Genomic DNA, 19,838 nt, shown 5'->3' on the forward strand with positions numbered 1-19,838 from the left:
CTCCCTATTCTGTTACTACTTCTTTTTTCAAGCCTTTAATTAGCACTTCCACTACTTCTTTACGACTAAATGTACTTGGCGGAATCTCACCGTTTCTTAATAATTCTCTTACTTTCGTACCCGATAAAATAACATGATCTTCTTTTCCGTGCGGACATGTTTTCGTTGAAGCCATCGCTTCACATTTCGTGCAGTAAAAACTATGCTCAAAGAATAGTGGTGTAATTCCTAACTCTTCTATCGTAAAATTTGTGAAGATTTCTTGCGCTTCATACGTTCCGTAATAATCTCCTACTCCAGCATGATCACGCCCTACTATAAAGTGGGTACATCCAAAATTCTTTCTTACTAACGCATGAAATATCGCTTCCCTTGGTCCTGCGTAACGCATGGCAGCAGGAAATACACTTAAAAAGACACGATTTTTCGGATAATAGTTTTGAAGAAGTACTTCATAGCTTTCCATTCTTACATCAGCAGGAATATCATCCGATTTCGTTTCTCCAACGAGCGGATTTAAAAAGAGACCATCTACAATTTCAAGAGCAGATTTTTGAATATACTCATGGGCACGATGTACCGGGTTTCTCGTTTGAAATCCGACCACTGTTTTCCACCCACGTTTTTTAAATGCTTCCCTCGTTTCAATTGGGTCTAAATGATAAGAAGGAAATTGATTATTTTCAAAGCGTTTTGTTAGAATAATAGTTCCTCCAACGTAAACGTTTGGTCGTTCATATAATTTTTTCACTCCTGGATGAGCCTCATCCGTTGTTTTATATACAAGTAACGCTTCTTTTTCTTTATCTGGTACAAAAATATCTTCTATTTGAATGACACCGTATATATTTCCATTGTTGACAAGCTTTACTTCCTCTCCAGCCTTCAGGCTTTCTGCGACTTTTTCTGTTACCGGTAATGTAATCGGTATACTCCACACACTACCATTTGCTAAACGAAGCGTTTCTACAACAGAATCATAATCTTCCTTCCCTAAAAAACCAGTAAGGGGGCTATATCCACCTGTCGCCAATAGTTCTAAATCACTTAACGCAATATTGTCTAATTTAATTTCTTTTTCAATTTGTGATACATCATATGTCTCATCTATACGGTTTACTAATTCGTTTACTATGCTCATTTTTCTATATCCTCTCTTAGCTTTATTTCAAGATTCATCTTATTGGTAATGAAGACCACATTCAGTTTTCACTTTTCCAGCCCATCTACCATCTCTTGAATCGCCACCATCCCCTACAGGTAACGTACATTTCTCACACCCAATACTTGGATAGCCAACATCATGCAACGGGTTATACGGCAAGCTATGTTTGTATACATATCGCCAAACTTCTTTCCACGTCCAATGAATGAGTGGACAAACTTTAATAGATTGAAAACGATGATCTTGATTTATAAACTTTGTATGCTTACGTGTTTCTGATTGTTCCCTTCTTAAGCCCGATATCCATGCTTTTTCCACGACTAATGATTTTTCTAAAGGTAAAATTTTTCTAATCTTACAACAAAGATTCGGATTGCTCTCCCACAGTTTTTCACCATGCAACTTCGCCTGTTCATCAAGTGTAAGTTCTGGCTGTTTTTCTATAATATTCAATGAAGGAAATCGTTCCCGCACTTTTCGAATTAATTCATACGTTTCTTGAAAATGAACATTTGTATCCAAAAATACAACTTTAGCAGATGGATTTACTTGGTTTATAATGTGCAGCAATACCATACCTTCCACCCCAAAGCTACATGCGTAGACAACCTCATCTTTATATTCTTTATAAGCCCAATTTAATACTGATAACGCACCTTTTGTTTCATCTTCTTCCGAAAACGAAACAACATTTTCTTCCCACGTTTCATACGTCAACATGTTTTTTCCCCCTGTAAAAGCAAAAAGACGGTTTTAACCTAATGAAAATAGGTTAAAACCGCCTCTAGTTTTTCTAGTCAGCGCTTTTCACTTTAAACGTACTTTTTCACTTTTCTCTAACTGAATTACTTTTCCATCTTGCACAACAATTGTAATTGAACCATATTTCATATCAGCAAGCATCGCTTCAATCTTCTCGGATACTTCATCAAAATGTTCCCGTACACTCACGCGAACAGCCCCCCTTTTTATTCATAAAAAAAATCTTTCCCATTTCGAAAAGACTGTTCGGTAATATATTTTACCTTATCTTTCAAAATGGATCCCATTTTGCTGGATTTAGCACCTTGCTTTCTATAAGCAGGTTGCCGAGCTTCTTCGGGCCAGTTCCCTCCGCTTCTCTTGATAAGCTTTGTATTTGTATTTTATCACAATTCTGATTTTTTTCAATCCTAGTTTTCCGATATATTTTAATTATTTTATTTTATAAAAAAGGAATTGTCCATTCGAACAACTCCTTTTCCTATTTAGACAAGCTCTTTAATACGTATGCGATCGTTCCCAATAATATTTTCATATGTTTCGCGTTCCACAACTACTTGCGATGTTCCGCCTTTTGCAAAGACAACGGCTGGTCTTCGAATCCGATTGTAATTATTCGCCATCGAGTACCCGTATGCTCCTGTACAGGAAACTGCTAGTAAATCAGAAGCAGCGACTTTCGGTAAATGAATATCCCAAATCAACATATCTCCACTCTCACAGCATTTCCCAGCAATCGAAACGAGTTCCTCATTCTCATCATTCCCTCGATTCGCTAACATCGCTTCATAACGCGCACTATATAAAGCAGGTCTTAAATTATCTGTCATTCCACCATCGACTGATACATATTTCCGAATACCAGGAATATCTTTCACAGATCCAACTGTATAAATTGTTGTCCCAGCATCACCTACAATGCTACGGCCTGGCTCAATCCATATTTCTGGCAATGGATATTCACATACAGTAAATTGTTCTCTCACTGCACTTGTTACAGCTCGCACATATGTCTCAAGAGTTAATGGTGTATCTGACTCTGTGTAACGTATTCCAAATCCCCCGCCTACATTTAACACTTTTACTACATAGTTTGTTTGCTCTCTCACTTCTTCTAAAAATTGGCGAAGAACTTCAATTGCTCGAACAAAACCAGCTGTTTCAAATATTTGCGACCCAATATGTGAATGGATCCCTAGCACATTATAATTTGATTTTTGTAAAGCAAATCCAATTGCCTGCATCGCTTGACCGTTTGAAACACCAAATCCAAATTTCGAATCATCTTGACCTGTTGTAATATATTCATGTGTGTGCGCCTCTACTCCAGGCGTTACACGAATTAATATGTTCACAAATTTCCCATGTTGCATCGCTAAATCGTGTAAAACTTCTAATTCAAAGAAATTATCTACGACAAAACAACCGATATTCGCCTGAAGAGCCATCACTATTTCTTCTTCTGTTTTATTATTTCCATGAAAATGAATACGTGATGCCGGAAATCCTGCTTGGAGCGCAGTATATAATTCTCCCCCAGAAACAACGTCTAATGACATACTCTCTTCACGAGCTACTCGGCACATCTCCATGCACAAGAACGCCTTGCTTGCATATGCTACTTGATAAGAGAAACCACTTTCTTTAAAAGCACGATGAAATGCTCGGCATTTTCCTCGAATAGACTCTTCATCGTATACATAAAGTGGTGTTCCGTATTGCTTTGCTAGCTGCGTCGTATCGCACCCTCCAATTTCTAAGTGTCCTTGCCCATTAATTCGGCTTGTGCCGTGTAAATACATTTAAATTCCTCCCTTATTTCCTCTAAAACTCATAACCCCAATCTTCTATTCATTGCAGCACGCTTTTAGATAGACAAAAAACGCGCGGAACAATGTTCACACGCGTTTCTTATTAGGAAAAATATATATTGAAAAAATAAACGAGTTGTTATCTCCTCAAAATAAGAAACCGCATCAACATCTCCAAATAGCTCTCCATAAAATAAATCTTATGACAGTACTACATTTATTCAATGCAGTCCCAATATATGAATAAGATGGTTATTCTTATATTTCGGCAATAGTCCCTTTCAACCTATGATCACAGATTCCATTAAATCTCCCATAGCTTACTCTTTCCTATCGCGGCCTCTACCTTTGAGAGTAGATGAGGTAAGTCTATTTAATTTTCAAACATCTAATTGTTGCTATTAACAATACCAAAGGACCATTTTATTTGTCAAACAATTTTTTATATTGTTTTTTTACAGTTTAGTTTCGTATCATTTGGTAAGCGCTTTACTGAAATCTTTGTCACTTCCCATTCGCCTTCTTCGTTATTAAATGTAATCGTTACCTTCTCAAATGGTGGAGCAATTTTCCCAGCAACACGTTCATACTTTGTCACTTCAATACTTGCTTGAAATAAATATGTACCGCTATACACTTTTTTTAAACTAATAATTTTAGGACATTGATAAGGTTTCAAACTTCCATATTGTTTTTCAATTGCTTTATTTATTTTTGGAAATAAAACAGAATAAAGTGCATCTTCCATAAGAGGTGCATCATATTGGGCTACCGACACACTCGGTGAAGTAAAAAGTATAACACTACTGCATGCTATAAAATATAATAATTTTCGCATTATAACCTCCGTATAATCACGCGATTCTTTCTGCGTACGATAATTATCATACATAGAAATTCTGTTTTATTGTCTCCCACCACTCTTTTTCTACTCGATTATTATAAAAAAGCCCACAACCTTCTTTTATTTTCGTATAATGATACTCATAGTATAATAATCATAATAACAAAGGACTGTTCGTATATATAAAATGAGTCGTTAAGCAAACTGACTCACAAGAACTGTCATGCTTTTTAGGAGAGGAGTATATTATGCTACAACATCTGTTTCCAAAACTGCGATTTGCACTCGTTGCAGTCGTTTTACTATGGATTAAAACATATATTGTGTACAAGCTAGCATTTGATATTAAAATTGATAATTTCTTTGAAGAATTCATGCTTTTTATCAATCCACTAGCTGCGTTACTTTTATTTTTCGGCTTAGCTTTACTTGCATCTAAGCACCGAAACCGAATTATAATTGGAATCAGTTTTATACTGTCATTTATTTTATTTGGAAACGCAATGTTTTATGGGTTCTATAACGATTTCGTTACTTTCCCGGTTTTATTCCAAACAAACAATATGGCTGATTTAGGGACAAGTATAAAAGAACTCTTTACGTACAAAACATTACTTTTATTTGCAGATGCAATTATTTTAATGTTTATTTCACGTAAATTCCCATCATTTGGCGACAAAACACCACTTTCCCGCTCAGAGAAGCGAACTTTCTTTAGCGGTGTAACAGCTTTATTAGCACTACAAATTGTTGTATCAGTTATTTATAAACCACAAATGTTCTCGCACTCATTTGACCGTCAAACTGTCGTGAAGAATTTAGGTTTATACACATACCATCTATTTGATATTACGCTTCAATCCAAGTCTTCAGCTGAGCGTGTATTTGCAAGTGGGGATGGGTTTTCTGAAATTAAAAACTATACAGACTCAAAAGACAAACAAGTTGATAAAAACTTATTTGGAGCTGCAAAAGGTAAAAATGTAATTTTAATTTCAATGGAATCTACACAAAACTTTGTTATTAATAAAAAAATAAATGGAAAAGAAATTACACCATTTTTAAATGAATTTATTAAGGATAGTTTCTATTTCGATAACTTCTATCATCAAACTGGACAAGGCAAAACTTCTGATGCTGAATTTATCGTTGAAAACTCACTTTATCCGCTAGATCGTGGTTCTGTATTCTTTACTCATGCAACAAATGAATACACAGCGACACCAGAACAATTAAAGAAATACGGATATTCTTCTGCCGTCTTCCATTCAAACGATAAAACGTTTTGGAATCGGGATGTAATGTATCCTGCGCTTGGATATGATCGTTATTTTAATTTAAATGATTACGCAGGAACGGAGCAAATGTCTGTCGGTTGGGGATTAAAAGATAAAGAGTTCTTTGAACAATCTATTCCAAAGTTAAAATCTTTACCGCAACCGTTCTATACAAAATTTATTACATTAACAAATCATTTTCCGTTTCTTCTAAATCCGGAAGATCAATATGTTGATGAATTCAACTCGGAAAGTGGTGTTGTAAACCGCTACTTCCCAACTGTTCGTTACACAGATGAAGCTCTTAAATTATTTATTCAACAATTAAAAGAAGAAGGATTATATGATAATTCCGTTATTGTCATTTATGGTGATCATTACGGTATTTCCGAAAACCATAACACAGCTATGGCACAGTTCCTAGGAAAAGATACTATTACACCATTCGATTCTATGCAATTACAACGAGTCCCTCTTATTATTCATGTGCCTGGCCAAGAAGGAAAAGTTGTTTCTAAAGTATCCGGTCAAATTGATATTAAGCCAACGCTCCTTCATTTACTTGGTATTAAAACAAATAAATCCGTTGAATTTGGAACTGACTTATTTATTAAAGAGAAAGACCCGCTTATGGTAATGCGTGATGGTAGCTTTGTTTCTGAAGAGTATGTTTATACAAAAAATATGTGCTACAAAAGAAGTACGGGTGAAGAAGCTGACATGACGCTATGTCAGCCGTATATTGAAAAAGCAAAAACAGAATTAAAATTCTCCGACAAATTAATTTATGGAGATTTATTACGCTTCGATCCTAATAATCGATATAAAACTGGAACGATGGCAACGAAATTTGAATAGTAAAGGAAGCAACTTTATACAAGTTGCTTCCTCTTTTTATTTTCACTTAATTTTCAAACCATCCTTCTATGAAATCTTTCACAAATTGGTAATTTCTTTCGTATGAGGAATAAATTTATGGTATGATAAAATAAGTAAACTTTCATACACTAATTAAGAATTTATTACAGAAAGCAAGGGATCAGATTTTGTATAGAGCAGCTATTCCAAACTTATTTACGCTCGGAAATTTATATAGCGGATTTTTATCAATCGGCTATGCATCTTTAGGATATTATAAATCAGCTGCTATTTTAGTACTTATCGGGATGATGTTAGATAGTCTTGATGGTCGTGTTGCTCGTTTATTACGTGTTGATTCACAAATGGGAAAAGAGCTCGACTCGCTTGCAGATGTCGTAACATTTGGTGCAGCACCAGCTGTTTTAATGTATTACACATCTTTCTCAAACTACGGAATCATCGGATTATACATAGCGGGATTATTCCCTCTTTTCGGAGCATATCGTTTAGCACGATTTAATGTAACACCATCTTCTACTTCAATGAAATATTTCACTGGAGTACCGATTACAGCAGCGGGAGGGCTTGTTGCTTTCTTAACATTATTTTCACATACCATTCCAAAAATCGTTCTTATTACCGTATTTGTAACGTTCGCATTTTTAATGGTGAGCCGCATTCGTATCCCAAGTTTAAAAGATGTACCAATTCCACGATATAGCATCATTATTACACTATTTTTAGTTGGAATCATTATTACAATGTATCAAACAGGATTTGGAAATTTTTCTGTTTTCTTATTCATTGCCATTCCACTATATATTTTGTACATGTTATCTCAATTCATTAGACAAAGACCGTCTAAAAAAGCGAATAAAGAAAAATAAGAAAACCTTCCAAGTCCGGAAGGTTTCTTTTTATTTTGTAACTAATACCTTTTGATTTACAGGTGTTACTGGCTCTTCGCCGTTTAATACAGCTAAAATATTTCTGACAGCCATTTCAGCCATCGCATCACGAGTTTCAAATGTTGCATTCCCTACATGTGGAGCAAGTACTACATTCTTTAATTCTTTTAGCTCTTCTGTAATTTTCGGTTCAAATTCAAACACGTCAAGAGCTGCTCCTTCAATTTCATTTGTTTTTAATGCATGAGCAAGTGCTGCTTCATTCATAATTGGTCCACGTGAAGCATTTACAATATACGCTGTTTTCTTCATCATTTTAAACTGCTCTTCATCAATCATATGATGTAATTTTGGATTATAAGCACAGTTAATTGTAATAAAGTCTGCTGTTTGTAATAATTCTTCCAACGTCACATACGTTGCTCCCAGTTCACTTTCAGCTTCAAGCTTACGATTTGGCCCTGTATATAAAACATCCATTCCAAATGCTTTCGCACGTTTTGCAACAGCCTTCCCAATTTCTCCAAGACCTATAATTCCGATTGTCTTACCATGAACTTCTCGTCCTAAGAAAAATAACGGTGCCCATCCGTTAAATCCAGTCGTACGACATAACGTATCCCCTTCAGGAATTCTACGCGCCGCTGCTAAAAGAAGTGCAAATGTTAATTCTGCAGTCGCTTCCGTTGATACTTTCGGTGTATTCGTAACTGCAATTCCTTTTTCGCCCACATACGTGTAATCAATATTGTCGTAACCAGCACCATAGTTTGCAACAATCTTTAAATGAGGCGCTGCATCAATAACTTCTTTTGGCACCTTTGTCGAAAGTAAACTTAACAATGCATCTTTATCTTTTACACGCTCTGTTAATTCATCTATAGAAATTAACTCCTCTTTATTGTACATTTCTACATTATGATCTTTTAATAGTTCTAATCCAATTTCCGGAATTTTTCCCGCTACTAATATTTTTGCCACTACTAACACCTCTTCTATAGAAAATAAGACATCTCTTATATTTCATTGTAAGAAATCCACATATAAAAACCAAGGAATTTGATTATAGTTTTGAAAATCGACACTTTTCCATGAAAAAAGAGGAGATGCAACTCTCCCCTTTTCTTACGCTTTTTCCTGCGATTCTTTTCCGAGCTTCACATCAATAGTTCCTTCTGCAACCGTATCGCTAATTTGCTCCTCAATAACCGATTGAGATGCAGCATTCGTTTCAGAAGTATAAGCTTGTTGCTGTGCACCTTGTACATTTTGTTTATTTTGTTGTTTCGCCATTTCTTACCCTCCTTTTCATTCTTTCTTATTTTGAACAAAAAGGACCGTTTTCATCAAAAAATTGCGTTTCATTTTGAATTTGTTACTTCTTCTTCAAGCGACCTCATTACTCTTGCTCGCTTCGTAAATGTTGCAACCTGAGTAACACCGTGAGCTCGTAATGTTTGTACATTTTCTTGTACATAATTCCCTAAATCATTTGGGTAATGGGCATCCGAAGAAATCGTAATTGGAACACCATACTTAGCTAATACTTGTAAATATAGTGGACTTGGGCACATTTCACGAACAGGATAACGATAGTATAATCCTGCATTTATTTCTGTTGCCGTATTCGTTTCTACTAACGCACAGGCAATTTCCTCATAATAAGAAAGCTGTTCATTCTCATCCAATCGATAATTAAATACCTTTATATTATCAAGATGAGCGATAATATCAAATAACTCGGTACGAATCGCACTCTCAACTGTTTTAAAAAACATATCATATAATGCGCGTAGGTCATGCACCTCAAAATATTCTTTCGTATCTGGATTATCAAATCCCCAGCCATTTAGAAAATGAACGGAACCAATTACATAATCAAAGTCTCCTAGCGCTAATAATTCTTTTAACTCTCCTTCACAACCAATAAAATAATCCGCTTCAATTCCAAGTTTAAGTGTGACACCTCTTTTCCCCCATCGTTCTTTCGCCTCTTCAATTGCCTTTGTAAAATCATACAGTGAAACTACCCTTACTTGATCCAACCATTCTTTCTGTATACGACCGAGCTTAGAATCACTAATATCTACATATTTTTCATAATATCCTTTTGCTTCATGAAAACGATATAGATGATCAACAATTCCCACTTCTTTTATTCCTTTTCGTACAGCTTCTTCTAAATATAGATCTATCCATTCTGTTGTAAATGGCCCTTCCTTCACACGCTTTTGCAAACGCTCTTGTGTTTTCATAAGCCAATCAATAGAATGTCTTTCTTGAAGCGGTTCATAACATTCCAACGCTTCATTTATTTTAGCAAGCCATCCTATTGAATACGGTCCTTCTTCTAAGTGAAGATGATAATCTACTTTCATATACATTCCCCCTTATAATGTATCTATTTCCCTTCTATCCCCAACTCTCGAAAGCTTTCCATTTCGTTCTTTCACCTCTCGCATGACATCTTCCAATGCAATATTTTTTTCAGCTAATAAAACGAAACAGTGATAAAATACATCAACCATTTCTTTCACTACTTCTTCTTTATCATTATTTTTACATGCGATAATTACTTCAGCACACTCTTCACCAATCTTCTTTAAAATTTTATCTTCTCCTTTTGAAAATAAATAATTTGTATACGATTCAGGAAGTGGGCTTCCCTTTCGTTCTTCAATTGTTTTATACAGCAACTTAAAGGCATTTTCCATATGTATCCCCCTATATAATTTGATAGTGAAAACATGTCTTCTCTCCCGTATGACAAGCAGGTCCTACTTGTTTCACATTCACAACAATTGAATCTTGATCACAATCTAAATATAAAGATTGCACATATTGAACATTCCCTGATGTTTCCCCCTTATTCCATAACGACTGCCTCGAACGAGAATAAAACCATGTTCTTTTCGTCTCTAACGTTTTTTCATATGCTTCTTCATTCATATAAGCTAGCATTAAAACGTCTTTCGTACCTTCTTCGATGACAATTGCCGGTATTAATCCTTTTGAAAAATTAGGTTTCATAACCGCACCTCAATATTTGCATCTCTTAATTTTCGCTTTACACTATGCACTGTCGCCTCACCATAATGAAAGATGGATGCCGCTAACGCTGCATCAACTGTTGTCTTTTGAAAAACTTCTATAATATGATCCGTATGACCACAGCCCCCTGATGCGATGACTGGAATAGAAACACTTTTTGAAATTTCTTCTGTTAAACGAAGGTCATATCCGCTTTTCGTTCCATCTGCATCCATACTCGTTAACAAAATTTCACCTGCCCCAAGTTTAACAACACGATTCGCCCATTCTATGGCATCCATTCCTGTGTCAACTCTTCCGCCGTTGACGTATACGTTCCATTTATCTTCTGCTACTTTTCTAGCGTCAATTGCCACGACAATACACTGTGATCCAAAGTGTTCTGCGCCCTCTTCTATTAGCTTCGGGTTTCGCACTGCCGCTGAGTTTATTGAAACTTTGTCTGCTCCAGCTCTTAGTAAATTGTACATATCTTTCACACTTGAAATCCCCCCGCCAACCGTAAGAGGAATAAATACTTTAGCTGCTGTTTTTTCTACAACATCTATAATCGTTTTTCTTCCTTCATGAGTCGCTGTAATATCTAAAAATACGATTTCATCTGCCCCTGCCACGTTATATGCTTCAGCTATTTCAACCGGATCACCGACATCTTGTAATCCTATAAAATTTACACCCTTTACGACTCGCCCTTCTTTCACATCTAGACATGGAATAATTCGTTTCGCTAACATAACTTCGTTACCTGTAACACTTCTTCTAAATCAATCGTTTTCTCGTAAAGCGCCTTTCCAATTATGACACCATATATATTCATATCATTTAACTTTTTCACATCTTGAATAGATGCCACTCCTCCAGAGGCAATGAGACGAATGCCCACACTTTTTTGAAGTAACGCCAATTGTTCAAAATTTGGCCCTGCAAGCGTCCCGTCTTTCGAAATGTCTGTAAACACAATCGTTTGAACACCTAAACTTTCCATTTGTTTCGCTAAACTAATATAAGAAATTTCAGACAGATCAAGCCAACCTCTCGTTGCTACGAAACCATTTTTCGCATCAATTCCAACAATGATTTTCTCTTTATATAGACGAACTGCTTCCTCTAAAAATGACTTATCATAAAGAGCTGCTGTTCCTAAAATCACTTTTTCTACACCTACTGACAATAACTTCTCCACCGCTACAAGTGAACGAATTCCTCCTCCCACTTGCACAGGAATACGTACCGCCTTGCAGATTTTTTCAATGACGGGCAAATTTAACGACTCGCCAGCAATTGCACCGTCTAAATCAACAATGTGTAGTATTTCCGCTCCAAGCTTTTCAAATATGATTGCCTGCGCTACCGGATCTTCATTCATCACCGTTTCTTTACTAAACTCTCCTTGATAAAGTCTAACGCATCGTCCTTCTTTTAAATCGATAGCTGGGAAGATTTCCATGCTTCTACCACCCCTTGAAAATTTTTTAATATTTGCATGCCAATTTCACCACTTTTTTCTGGATGAAACTGTGCACCAAATACATTTCCTTTCGCTACAAACCCTGGTACTTGCATTCCATAATCACTTACTCCGCATACAATTTCATCTGGACAATCCGCGTAATATGAGTGAACATAATACACGAAAGAACCATCCACTAATCCATTCCAAAGCGGAAATTCTCTTTCCTTCCTTAATTCATTCCATCCCATATGAGGAATTTTATACGAAACTTTTAACTTACGAATTTCCCCTGGTAGTAAACCTAACCCGCTACAATCTTTTAGTTCCTCACTTCGTTCAAATAAAAGCTGCATGCCCAAACATATACCGAGGAGTGGTTTTCCTATATCACAAACCTCTTTTAGTACACACACTAAATCTCTTTCTTCTAATACGTCCATCGCTTTCGGAAATGCACCTACTCCCGGTAAAATCACGCCATCGCTTCTCAATATCTCTTTTTTATTACTCGTTACAATGTACTCTGCGCCAATATATTTTAATGCTTGCTCTACACTGCGAATATTCCCCATTCCATAATCTATAATGGCAATCAATTACAACATCCCTTTCGTTGAATTTACACCAGTAATGTTGGCATTTTTTTCGACCGCTTCTCTAAGCGCTCTACCAAAAGCTTTAAATAATGCTTCAATTTTGTGATGCGTATTACTTCCGTATAGAACGCGCGCATGTAATGTAATATTGGCAGCATGTGCAACTGCTCTAAAAAATTCTTCCGTCAATTCTGTATCAAAATCCCCAAGCTTCGGATTTGTTAATTCCCCTTGAAATACACAATATGAGCGTCCACTTATATCAATTGCGACAAATCCTAAAGATTCATCCATCGGTACATACGCAGAACCGTAACGATTAATTCCCTCTTTGTTTTGCAATGCTTCTTTCAAGCAATTTCCGAGTACAATTCCAACATCTTCAACGGTGTGATGTGCATCGACAAATACATCACCTTCTGCTTCAACTTGCAATCCAAATCTTCCATGTCTAGCAAATAAAGTAAGCATATGATCGAAAAAACCAACCCTCGTTTGAATAGATACATTTGTACTTTCATCAAGCTGCAAACTTAATTTAATTTTTGTTTCTGTCGTCTCACGTACTTGACTGGACTGACGCATTATTGTTCCTCCTCAAACCTTATTTGGATTGCTCTCGCATGTGCATGTAACCCTTCTTTATTTGCAAGCTCTACAATATGATGCTGTACATTTTTTAATGCTTCCTCCGTATAAGAAATAAAACTTGATTTTTTCACGAAATCATCGACTGATAACGGAGAAAAAAATCTTGCCGTTCCGCTCGTTGGTAATACATGATTCGGTCCCGCTAAATAATCCCCGAGCGGTTCAGGTGCATATGACCCAAGGAAAATAGAACCTGCATGTTTCACATAATCTAGAGCATTCATCGGTTCTTTTATATGTAACTCTAAATGTTCTGGAGCAATTTCATTTGATAACTTTAGCGCCTCCTCTAAAGAAGGAACGATAAAGATGGCTCCATTTCTATTTATTGATTCACGTGCAATTTCAATTCTTGGTAACGTTTCTAACTGTCTTTCTACCTCTTTTTCTACTTCTTTAGCTAGTTCTATATTCGTTGTAATACAAATCGCCGTTGCTCTCTCATCATGCTCTGCTTGCGATAATAAATCCGCTGCGATATATTTTGCATTACCTGTTTCATCCGCGACAACTACAATTTCTGATGGACCAGCAATCATATCGATATTTACTATTCCGTATACTTCTCGTTTCGCTAGAGCGACGTACAAATTTCCCGGTCCAACTATTTTATCCACTTTCGGAATCGATTCCGTCCCGTATGCTAAAGCAGCAATTGCTTGTGCGCCACCTATCGTATAAATTTCATCTACTCCCGCAAGATCTGCAGCAGCTAATATATGCGGATCAATTCCTCCTTTCCTCGGCGGTGTTACCATTACAATCTTTTTCACACCTGCGAGTTTCGCCGGCAATACATTCATTAATACTGAAGAAGGATATGAGGCTGTCCCACCCGGTACATATACACCTACATTTTCTAACGGCCGAATGAGTTGCCCTCTAATTATCCCTTTACTTTCACAATCGAATATTGAGTGCTTCTTTTGCTTTTCGTGATACGAAACAACGTTTTTCTTCGCCTCTTTTAAAGCTTCTAAAAATGAATTCTCTACAAACATACTCGCTTGCTGTATTTCTTCTTCACTTACACGAAAATCTTTCATCTCTACACCATCAAACTTTTTTGTATAGAAAGATAAAGCCTCATCTTTCCCTTCCCTTACATGTCTAATGATTTCTCTTACACTTCTTTGAACAGTTTCTTCTATTATATTAGCGTTTTCTCTTAGCACTTTTATTTTAGATAATGCCTCCTTAAATTCTTCATAAATGATTTCCATTTTAAATCCTCCTATTTCCTTGATAAGATTTCTTGCTCCATCATATTTATAATGCTGAATATTTCGTCTTTTTTAGTTTTTAAGGCTGCCTTATTTACAATCATCCGAGCCGATATAAAGTACATTTCCTCAAATACAATGAGTCCATTCTCTTGTAATGTTTTTCCTGTTTCAACAATATCTACAATCGCATCTGCCAATCCAAGAAGAGGAGCGATTTCTACAGAACCTTCTATCTTAATAATTTCTACATCCTCTCCCTTATCATGATAATAAGTAGAAGTAATATGGGGGTATTTCGTAGCGATTCTTTTCTTCCGGTAACTCTTCGGATTATACGTAGGAATAGAAGCAACACAAAACTTACAAATCCCCACTCCTAAATCCAGCATTTCATAAATATCTTTCTCGTTTTCCATTAAAATATCTTTTCCAACGATGCCAATATCAGCTACCCCATGTTCTACATAAGTAGCAACATCAATCGCTTTTACTAAAATAAATGAAACATTTGTATTTTTACTTTGAAATACAAGCTTCCGACCTTTATTTTTGAGCTCGGAACAATCAATTCCAATCTGCTCAAAAAGTGGAATGACATGTTTTTCTAATCTTCCTTTCGTTAACGCAATTTGAATGTTACGCATGAAGCCTCTCCTTCTTTCTGGACTACCCATTTCTCATTCCATACATATTCCACTAAGTATTCATTCTTTGCCTCAACGACCGTTCCTATTTTATTTTTTCTTGCAAATTGAAAGGTATCGCTTAAATTAGAGAATAGAGATAACCAAGCATTTTTCCCATCCTTTCGAAGTAAATTTCGTAGCCTTTCTGCTTCCGCTAATCTATTTAACTCATAATGAATCACAATATCAATTTGATTTCGTTCATATGGTTCTTGCTGCTCTTGCAGCGCCTTCACAATTTGATTTACTTGTACCGCGAGTCCAACAGCTGGCAGCATTTCTCCAAAATTCCCAATTAGCTCATCGTACCTTCCGCCACTAACGATTTCTTCTCCAATTTCATATATATATCCTTTGAAAATAACACCCGTATAGTAATCTAAGTGTTGAATCATGCCCAAATCAATTGATATGTAAGAACCATATCCTAACATTTCAATTGTTTCATACATTTCTTTTACTCTTGCAATTGCCATTTTCATTTCATTACTTGAAGCAAGCTTTTCTGCTTCCTCAATAACTTCTAAATTTCCAAATAGCCTTGGCAATTTCTCAAGTAATCTTACTGTCTCATCGCATCGATCTAATTTCTTTTCTCCGATAAAATTTGAGAGGGCTGCATAATTTTTACTTTCTATATACGTTCTAAGTACCCTTTCTTCTTCATCCTGGATGGAGAGTTTTTTTACAATACATTTATATAACTGTACTTGCCCAATCTCAATTGTAAAAGATTGCACCTTCAACTTTTGAAGTGCTTGAATGACACTTATTACACATTCAATTTCAGCTCTTACATTATCAATCCCGATAACTTCAATACCACTTTGTACGATTTCATTATATTTTCCAGAATGGGATTCATTCGCTCGAAATACATTCCCGCTATACGTCACTTTAAGTGGCGTATCCCATCTCTGTGTTCCAATAACTCTCGCTAAAGGAATTGTCATATCTGGACGTAAAACGATAATCCTTCCCTTTTCATCAAAAAATTTATACATCTTCTCTTCATCTATCGGTCTATTTTGAAATGCAAAAACATCATAAAATTCAATTGTAGGTGTTCTTATTTCCTCATAACCTCTCTCTAAAAAAGTAAGCCTTAATTTTTGTTCTACTTCTTCAATTAACGTACATTCTTCGAATAAATAATCTCTCGTTCCATTCGGGTTTGCTCGTTTCCATTTTGTCATCTAAATTTTCACACCTTTCCCCTTCTAATGTATGCCTATTTCATTCCCCTAAGCCGAAAATAAAAAGAGCCTTGTAGACAAAATACCTACAAGGCTCTTCAGTAGAGTGTAGGTACAACGGGAATAACCCTTGTACCTACACGTTTTCACGCTAGGTTCAAGGGTTTCATGTATGATGATGTAGTTGTGTAAGCATTGTAATAGATTGCACGATATTCATAATACTTACTCCCTTTCTCCTCTGATTTTCACATAGTATATAACAGTTAATTTTGAATGTAAATACATTTTTAATATTCCGTCATTTTTTTTAATGTAAAGCCACTTTTCTTTCATACTCTTTTATTTCTTGTTCATATTGCATTGTAATACTAATTTCATCTAAACCATTTAATAACTTCTCTTTCCACATTTTCTCGATCGTAAAATGGAATCTATGCGTATTCGTTGTCATTATTTCATTTTCTAAATCAACTGTAATTTGTTCCCTCGCATCTGTTTTAGCAAGTTGTTCACGCATATCTTTATCCATTACAATCGGTAACATGCCATTCTTCATACAATTCATATAAAAGATATCGGCAAATCCTCCAGCGATAATAACGCGGAAACCATAATCAGCAAGTGCCCATGGAGCATGTTCTCTTGACGAGCCACATCCAAAATTATCACCTGTGATTAATATGCTGGCTCCTTTTCTTTCTTGTGCATTAAGCGGGAAATTAGGGTTTTCTTGGCGATTATTATCATATCGCCACTCATCAAATAAAAACTTCCCAAACCCAGTTCTTTCAATTCTCTTTAAATATTGCTTCGGAATAATTTGATCTGTATCAATGTTATCATTCATCAGTACTGCGGCAGTACCTTTATGAATACGAAATGGCTCCATCATAACTCTCCTTTCTAATATCAACAAAATGACCATATAACGCAGCCGCTGCCGCCATTGCCGGGCTAACTAAATGCGTTCGTGCTCCCTTTCCTTGTCTTCCTTCAAAATTGCGATTGGACGTAGAGGCACAATGTTCTCCTTCAGGCACTTGATCTGGATTCATACCTAGACACATTGAGCATCCGGGCTCTCTCCATTCAAATCCAGCTTCTTCAAATATGCGATGTAATCCTTTATGCATCGCTGCTTCTCTTACCCTTTGAGATCCAGGTACAACAAGTGCTCGCACACCTTCTTTTACTTTTTTACCTTTCACGACAGATGCAGCAATTTCTAAGTCAGAAAGCCTGGAATTTGTACAAGATCCAATGAAAACATGTTGAACTGGAATGTCATACGTACTTTGTCCGGGACTCAATCCCATATAAGAAAACGCTCTTTCATCATTTGCATCATGCTTTTCTGGCAATTTCTCATCGATCCGAACACCCATACTAGGATTTGTTCCCCACGTAACGTACGGCGCTAAATCCGTAACATCTACTAGAATATGTAAATCATAAACTGCATCTAAATCTGTATAAAGTTCTGACCATTTTTTCTTAATAGATTCATAGTCTTTCGGTGCATATTTACGCCCTTTTACGTAAGCAAACGTTTTTTCATCTGGTGCAATAATGCCAGCCTTTGCTCCCCCTTCAATTGCCATATTGCAAAGCGTCATCCTCTCTTCCATATCCATAGCATGAATGGCCTCTCCATAAAATTCCATTACGTAACCTGTTCCAACTGCTACTCCGTACTTTGAAAGAAGGTGTAAAATAATATCTTTCGCATAGACACCTTGCGGTAACTTCCCTTTTAACTCAATGCCCATCGCTTTCGGCTTTCGTTGCCATAACGTTTGCGTTGCCAATACATGTTCCACTTCACTCGTACCAATACCAAACGCTAGTGCGCCAAAAGCACCGTGTGTTGCTGTATGACTATCACCACAAACAATCGTTTTTCCTGGCTGTGTGAGTCCAAGTTCTGGTCCTATTACATGAACGATCCCTTGCTCTTCATCTCCGATATCCGCTAATGGCACCTGAAATTGTTTACAGTTTTGCCGAAGTGTATCTAGTTGCTGCTTCGCAATGCGGTCGGTAATATTCCAAACATCTTTCGTTGGAATATTATGATCCATCGTTGCAAATGTTAAATCTGGTCTGCGGACTGTTCGATTTGTAAGCCGCAAGCCTTCAAAGGCTTGCGGTGACGTTACTTCATGAACAAGATGTAGATCGATATATAATAAATCCAATCCATTTTCATTAGTCGCAACTACATGTCTTTCCCAAAGCTTATCTAGTAACCTTTTTCCCATTATCTCCCTCTCCCTACTAACGCTTGCTCTTCCATTTCTTGAATAACTGCCTTTGTAAATGAAGTTGTCGTTTCAGTCCCCCCGATATCTGCTGTACATTTCCCTGATTTAAGGACTGCAGAAACTGCTTCTTCAATTGCATATCCTTCTCTCGTTAATCCGAACGATTGCCCAAGCATCATTGCAACAGAACGCATCATCGCAATTGGATTCGCCTTATTTTTCCCCGCAATATCCGGTGCTGATCCGTGAATAGGCTCGTATAATGAAGGTCCCTTTTCAGCGTGACTTGCTGATGGAAGCATTCCTAATGATCCAGCTAATACTGAAGCCTCATCACTTAAAATATCACCAAATAAATTTTCCGTTACAATAACGTCAAATCTTCCTGGATTCCGAATTAATTCCATAGCTGCTGCATCTACTAAAATGTGTTCTACTTCCACATTTGGGTAGCGAAGTGCTACTTCTTCTGTCACAGTTCTCCATAATTTACTAGACTCTAAAACATTCGCTTTATCAATAGATGTTACTTTTTTCTTCCGCTTATTTGCTAATTGAAAAGCATACGAAACGATACGTTCAATTTCATGGCGATGATACGTAAGTGTATCTGTCGCCACTTCTTCCGTTCGCTCTTTCGGATAAGAAAAATAAATTCCGCCTGTTAATTCACGAACGACAACGAAATCAATTTCATCAGCGTTTTTTAATGGTGATAAATGTGCAGTTGCACTTTCTACCGTTACAGGGCGAACATTCGCAAATACATCGAGTCCTTTTCTTAATGCTAATAATCCTTTCTCAGGCCTTTCTTTCGCACTATCCCACCTTGGTCCACCTACTGCTCCAAGTAAAACCGCATCACTCGCTAAACAGGCGGCAAGTGTTCGCTGTGGTAATGGTTGCCCAGTTAAATCGATAGCAACACCACCAAAGTACTCATCTTGCAAATGAAAATGATGTCCATATAGCCTTTCTACCATATGCAATACTTCCTTCGCACTCTCCATTACTTCTGGACCGACACCATCACCAGCTAAACAAACGATACGTTTTTCCATTTTTAACACTCCTTTTAACCGAA

General features: G+C 36.6%; 22 protein-coding genes and 2 riboswitches. Of the genes, 2 read left to right on the forward strand and 20 right to left on the reverse strand.

The features are described 5' to 3' along the window. Window positions 1-4: 4 nt before the first annotated feature. From sat to MR168_RS11225, 5 genes are all read right to left on the reverse strand, one after another. The gene (gene sat / locus MR168_RS11205) at window positions 5-1,141 is read right to left on the reverse strand and encodes a sulfate adenylyltransferase (RefSeq protein WP_000029491.1); all 1,137 of its coding nucleotides are present in this window, start codon (window positions 1,139-1,141) and stop codon (window positions 5-7) included. Window positions 1,142-1,180: 39 nt separating this feature from the next. Further along, the gene (locus MR168_RS11210) at window positions 1,181-1,885 is read right to left on the reverse strand and encodes a phosphoadenylyl-sulfate reductase (RefSeq protein WP_000959022.1); all 705 of its coding nucleotides are present in this window, start codon (window positions 1,883-1,885) and stop codon (window positions 1,181-1,183) included. Between the two features lie 87 nt (window positions 1,886-1,972). After that, entirely contained in the window at window positions 1,973-2,116 is a 144-nt protein-coding gene (locus MR168_RS11215) for a YezD family protein (protein WP_000116158.1), read from the reverse strand. A gap of 72 nt (window positions 2,117-2,188) precedes the next feature. Further along, window positions 2,189-2,297, reverse strand: a riboswitch (SAM riboswitch). A gap of 115 nt (window positions 2,298-2,412) precedes the next feature. Beyond that, the gene (lysA, locus tag MR168_RS11220; protein ID WP_000280676.1) at window positions 2,413-3,729 is read right to left on the reverse strand and encodes a diaminopimelate decarboxylase; all 1,317 of its coding nucleotides are present in this window, start codon (window positions 3,727-3,729) and stop codon (window positions 2,413-2,415) included. Between the two features lie 180 nt (window positions 3,730-3,909). Next, window positions 3,910-4,091: riboswitch (Lysine riboswitch) on the reverse strand. Window positions 4,092-4,180: 89 nt separating this feature from the next. Beyond that, complete coding sequence (locus tag MR168_RS11225; RefSeq protein ID WP_001228823.1) at window positions 4,181-4,576, reverse strand: DUF3888 domain-containing protein; 396 nt, start codon at window positions 4,574-4,576, stop codon at window positions 4,181-4,183. Between the two features lie 254 nt (window positions 4,577-4,830). On the opposite strand from MR168_RS11225, the gene MR168_RS11230 reads away from it, so the two are divergent. Together MR168_RS11230 and pssA are read left to right on the forward strand one after the other, a co-directional pair. After that, window positions 4,831-6,717 (forward strand): LTA synthase family protein, encoded by a 1,887-nt coding sequence (locus tag MR168_RS11230; RefSeq protein ID WP_242291261.1) that lies wholly within the window; start codon window positions 4,831-4,833, stop codon window positions 6,715-6,717. 188 nt (window positions 6,718-6,905) lie between these two features. Beyond that, window positions 6,906-7,607: a CDP-diacylglycerol--serine O-phosphatidyltransferase gene (gene pssA, locus MR168_RS11235; protein WP_000285417.1), complete on the forward strand. Its 702-nt coding sequence runs from the start codon at window positions 6,906-6,908 to the stop codon at window positions 7,605-7,607. 30 nt (window positions 7,608-7,637) lie between these two features. Here the strand turns inward: pssA and MR168_RS11240 are convergent, their stop codons facing one another. The 15 genes from MR168_RS11240 to leuB form a co-directional block, all read right to left on the reverse strand. After that, window positions 7,638-8,609 (reverse strand): NAD(P)-dependent oxidoreductase, encoded by a 972-nt coding sequence (locus MR168_RS11240; RefSeq protein ID WP_242291262.1) that lies wholly within the window; start codon window positions 8,607-8,609, stop codon window positions 7,638-7,640. A 144-nt stretch (window positions 8,610-8,753) separates the two neighbouring features. Continuing rightward, a complete protein-coding gene (locus tag MR168_RS11245) occupies window positions 8,754-8,921 on the reverse strand; it encodes a YozQ family protein (RefSeq protein ID WP_001118878.1) in 168 nt (55 codons plus the stop codon). Between the two features lie 68 nt (window positions 8,922-8,989). After that, window positions 8,990-10,006: a histidinol phosphate phosphatase domain-containing protein gene (locus MR168_RS11250; RefSeq protein ID WP_000861838.1), complete on the reverse strand. Its 1,017-nt coding sequence runs from the start codon at window positions 10,004-10,006 to the stop codon at window positions 8,990-8,992. Between the two features lie 12 nt (window positions 10,007-10,018). Further along, window positions 10,019-10,342 (reverse strand): phosphoribosyl-ATP diphosphatase, encoded by a 324-nt coding sequence (gene hisE / locus MR168_RS11255; protein ID WP_000426358.1) that lies wholly within the window; start codon window positions 10,340-10,342, stop codon window positions 10,019-10,021. A gap of 10 nt (window positions 10,343-10,352) precedes the next feature. Beyond that, window positions 10,353-10,658: a phosphoribosyl-AMP cyclohydrolase gene (gene hisI / locus MR168_RS11260; protein ID WP_000803955.1), complete on the reverse strand. Its 306-nt coding sequence runs from the start codon at window positions 10,656-10,658 to the stop codon at window positions 10,353-10,355. Continuing rightward, window positions 10,655-11,413 carry an imidazole glycerol phosphate synthase subunit HisF gene (hisF, locus tag MR168_RS11265; protein WP_000880112.1) on the reverse strand — a complete coding sequence of 253 codons (759 nt, stop codon included), beginning with the start codon at window positions 11,411-11,413 and terminating at the stop codon, window positions 10,655-10,657. The genes hisI and hisF overlap by 4 nt, the downstream gene beginning before the upstream one ends. Further along, complete coding sequence (hisA, locus tag MR168_RS11270) at window positions 11,407-12,126, reverse strand: 1-(5-phosphoribosyl)-5-[(5-phosphoribosylamino)methylideneamino]imidazole-4-carboxamide isomerase (RefSeq protein ID WP_000402296.1); 720 nt, start codon at window positions 12,124-12,126, stop codon at window positions 11,407-11,409. The genes hisF and hisA overlap by 7 nt, the downstream gene beginning before the upstream one ends. Continuing rightward, window positions 12,099-12,728: an imidazole glycerol phosphate synthase subunit HisH gene (gene hisH, locus MR168_RS11275; protein ID WP_000560361.1), complete on the reverse strand. Its 630-nt coding sequence runs from the start codon at window positions 12,726-12,728 to the stop codon at window positions 12,099-12,101. The genes hisA and hisH overlap by 28 nt, the downstream gene beginning before the upstream one ends. Next, a complete protein-coding gene (gene hisB / locus MR168_RS11280) occupies window positions 12,729-13,313 on the reverse strand; it encodes an imidazoleglycerol-phosphate dehydratase HisB (protein ID WP_001249960.1) in 585 nt (194 codons plus the stop codon). It lies immediately after the preceding gene. Continuing rightward, the gene (hisD, locus tag MR168_RS11285; RefSeq protein WP_086411841.1) at window positions 13,313-14,602 is read right to left on the reverse strand and encodes a histidinol dehydrogenase; all 1,290 of its coding nucleotides are present in this window, start codon (window positions 14,600-14,602) and stop codon (window positions 13,313-13,315) included. Before hisD ends, hisB begins: the two co-directional genes overlap by 1 nt. A gap of 11 nt (window positions 14,603-14,613) precedes the next feature. Then, complete coding sequence (gene hisG, locus MR168_RS11290) at window positions 14,614-15,249, reverse strand: ATP phosphoribosyltransferase (protein ID WP_001244488.1); 636 nt, start codon at window positions 15,247-15,249, stop codon at window positions 14,614-14,616. Continuing rightward, window positions 15,225-16,487 carry an ATP phosphoribosyltransferase regulatory subunit gene (locus MR168_RS11295; protein ID WP_000170296.1) on the reverse strand — a complete coding sequence of 421 codons (1,263 nt, stop codon included), beginning with the start codon at window positions 16,485-16,487 and terminating at the stop codon, window positions 15,225-15,227. The genes hisG and MR168_RS11295 overlap by 25 nt, the downstream gene beginning before the upstream one ends. 310 nt (window positions 16,488-16,797) lie before the next feature. Beyond that, window positions 16,798-17,379: a 3-isopropylmalate dehydratase small subunit gene (gene leuD, locus MR168_RS11300; protein WP_000433189.1), complete on the reverse strand. Its 582-nt coding sequence runs from the start codon at window positions 17,377-17,379 to the stop codon at window positions 16,798-16,800. Then, window positions 17,357-18,751 carry a 3-isopropylmalate dehydratase large subunit gene (leuC, locus tag MR168_RS11305; protein ID WP_000518111.1) on the reverse strand — a complete coding sequence of 465 codons (1,395 nt, stop codon included), beginning with the start codon at window positions 18,749-18,751 and terminating at the stop codon, window positions 17,357-17,359. The genes leuD and leuC overlap by 23 nt, the downstream gene beginning before the upstream one ends. Continuing rightward, window positions 18,751-19,815: a 3-isopropylmalate dehydrogenase gene (leuB, locus tag MR168_RS11310; protein WP_086411842.1), complete on the reverse strand. Its 1,065-nt coding sequence runs from the start codon at window positions 19,813-19,815 to the stop codon at window positions 18,751-18,753. The genes leuC and leuB overlap by 1 nt, the downstream gene beginning before the upstream one ends. Window positions 19,816-19,838: the final 23 nt, after the last annotated feature.

The organism is Bacillus cereus group sp. BfR-BA-01356, assembly GCF_022663635.1.
Taxonomy (GTDB): Bacteria; Bacillota; Bacilli; order Bacillales; family Bacillaceae_G; genus Bacillus_A; species Bacillus_A cereus.

Excerpts from the sequence above, each read along its gene's own strand:
- sat (WP_000029491.1), bottom strand. The coding sequence starts at position 1,141 with ATGAGCATAGTAAACGAATTAGTAAACCGTATAGATGAGACATATGAT.
- MR168_RS11210 (WP_000959022.1), bottom strand. The coding sequence starts at position 1,885 with ATGTTGACGTATGAAACGTGGGAAGAAAATGTTGTTTCGTTTTCGGAA.
- lysA (WP_000280676.1), bottom strand. The coding sequence starts at position 3,729 with ATGTATTTACACGGCACAAGCCGAATTAATGGGCAAGGACACTTAGAA.
- MR168_RS11225 (WP_001228823.1), bottom strand. The coding sequence starts at position 4,576 with ATGCGAAAATTATTATATTTTATAGCATGCAGTAGTGTTATACTTTTT.
- MR168_RS11230 (WP_242291261.1), top strand. The coding sequence starts at position 4,831 with ATGCTACAACATCTGTTTCCAAAACTGCGATTTGCACTCGTTGCAGTC.
- MR168_RS11245 (WP_001118878.1), bottom strand. The coding sequence starts at position 8,921 with ATGGCGAAACAACAAAATAAACAAAATGTACAAGGTGCACAGCAACAA.
- MR168_RS11250 (WP_000861838.1), bottom strand. The coding sequence starts at position 10,006 with ATGAAAGTAGATTATCATCTTCACTTAGAAGAAGGACCGTATTCAATA.
- hisE (WP_000426358.1), bottom strand. The coding sequence starts at position 10,342 with ATGGAAAATGCCTTTAAGTTGCTGTATAAAACAATTGAAGAACGAAAG.
- hisI (WP_000803955.1), bottom strand. The coding sequence starts at position 10,658 with ATGAAACCTAATTTTTCAAAAGGATTAATACCGGCAATTGTCATCGAA.
- hisF (WP_000880112.1), bottom strand. The coding sequence starts at position 11,413 with ATGTTAGCGAAACGAATTATTCCATGTCTAGATGTGAAAGAAGGGCGA.
- hisA (WP_000402296.1), bottom strand. The coding sequence starts at position 12,126 with ATGGAAATCTTCCCAGCTATCGATTTAAAAGAAGGACGATGCGTTAGA.
- hisB (WP_001249960.1), bottom strand. The coding sequence starts at position 13,313 with ATGCGTCAGTCCAGTCAAGTACGTGAGACGACAGAAACAAAAATTAAA.
- hisD (WP_086411841.1), bottom strand. The coding sequence starts at position 14,602 with ATGGAAATCATTTATGAAGAATTTAAGGAGGCATTATCTAAAATAAAA.
- hisG (WP_001244488.1), bottom strand. The coding sequence starts at position 15,249 with ATGCGTAACATTCAAATTGCGTTAACGAAAGGAAGATTAGAAAAACAT.
- MR168_RS11295 (WP_000170296.1), bottom strand. The coding sequence starts at position 16,487 with ATGACAAAATGGAAACGAGCAAACCCGAATGGAACGAGAGATTATTTA.
- leuD (WP_000433189.1), bottom strand. The coding sequence starts at position 17,379 with ATGGAGCCATTTCGTATTCATAAAGGTACTGCCGCAGTACTGATGAAT.
- leuC (WP_000518111.1), bottom strand. The coding sequence starts at position 18,751 with ATGGGAAAAAGGTTACTAGATAAGCTTTGGGAAAGACATGTAGTTGCG.
- leuB (WP_086411842.1), bottom strand. The coding sequence starts at position 19,815 with ATGGAAAAACGTATCGTTTGTTTAGCTGGTGATGGTGTCGGTCCAGAA.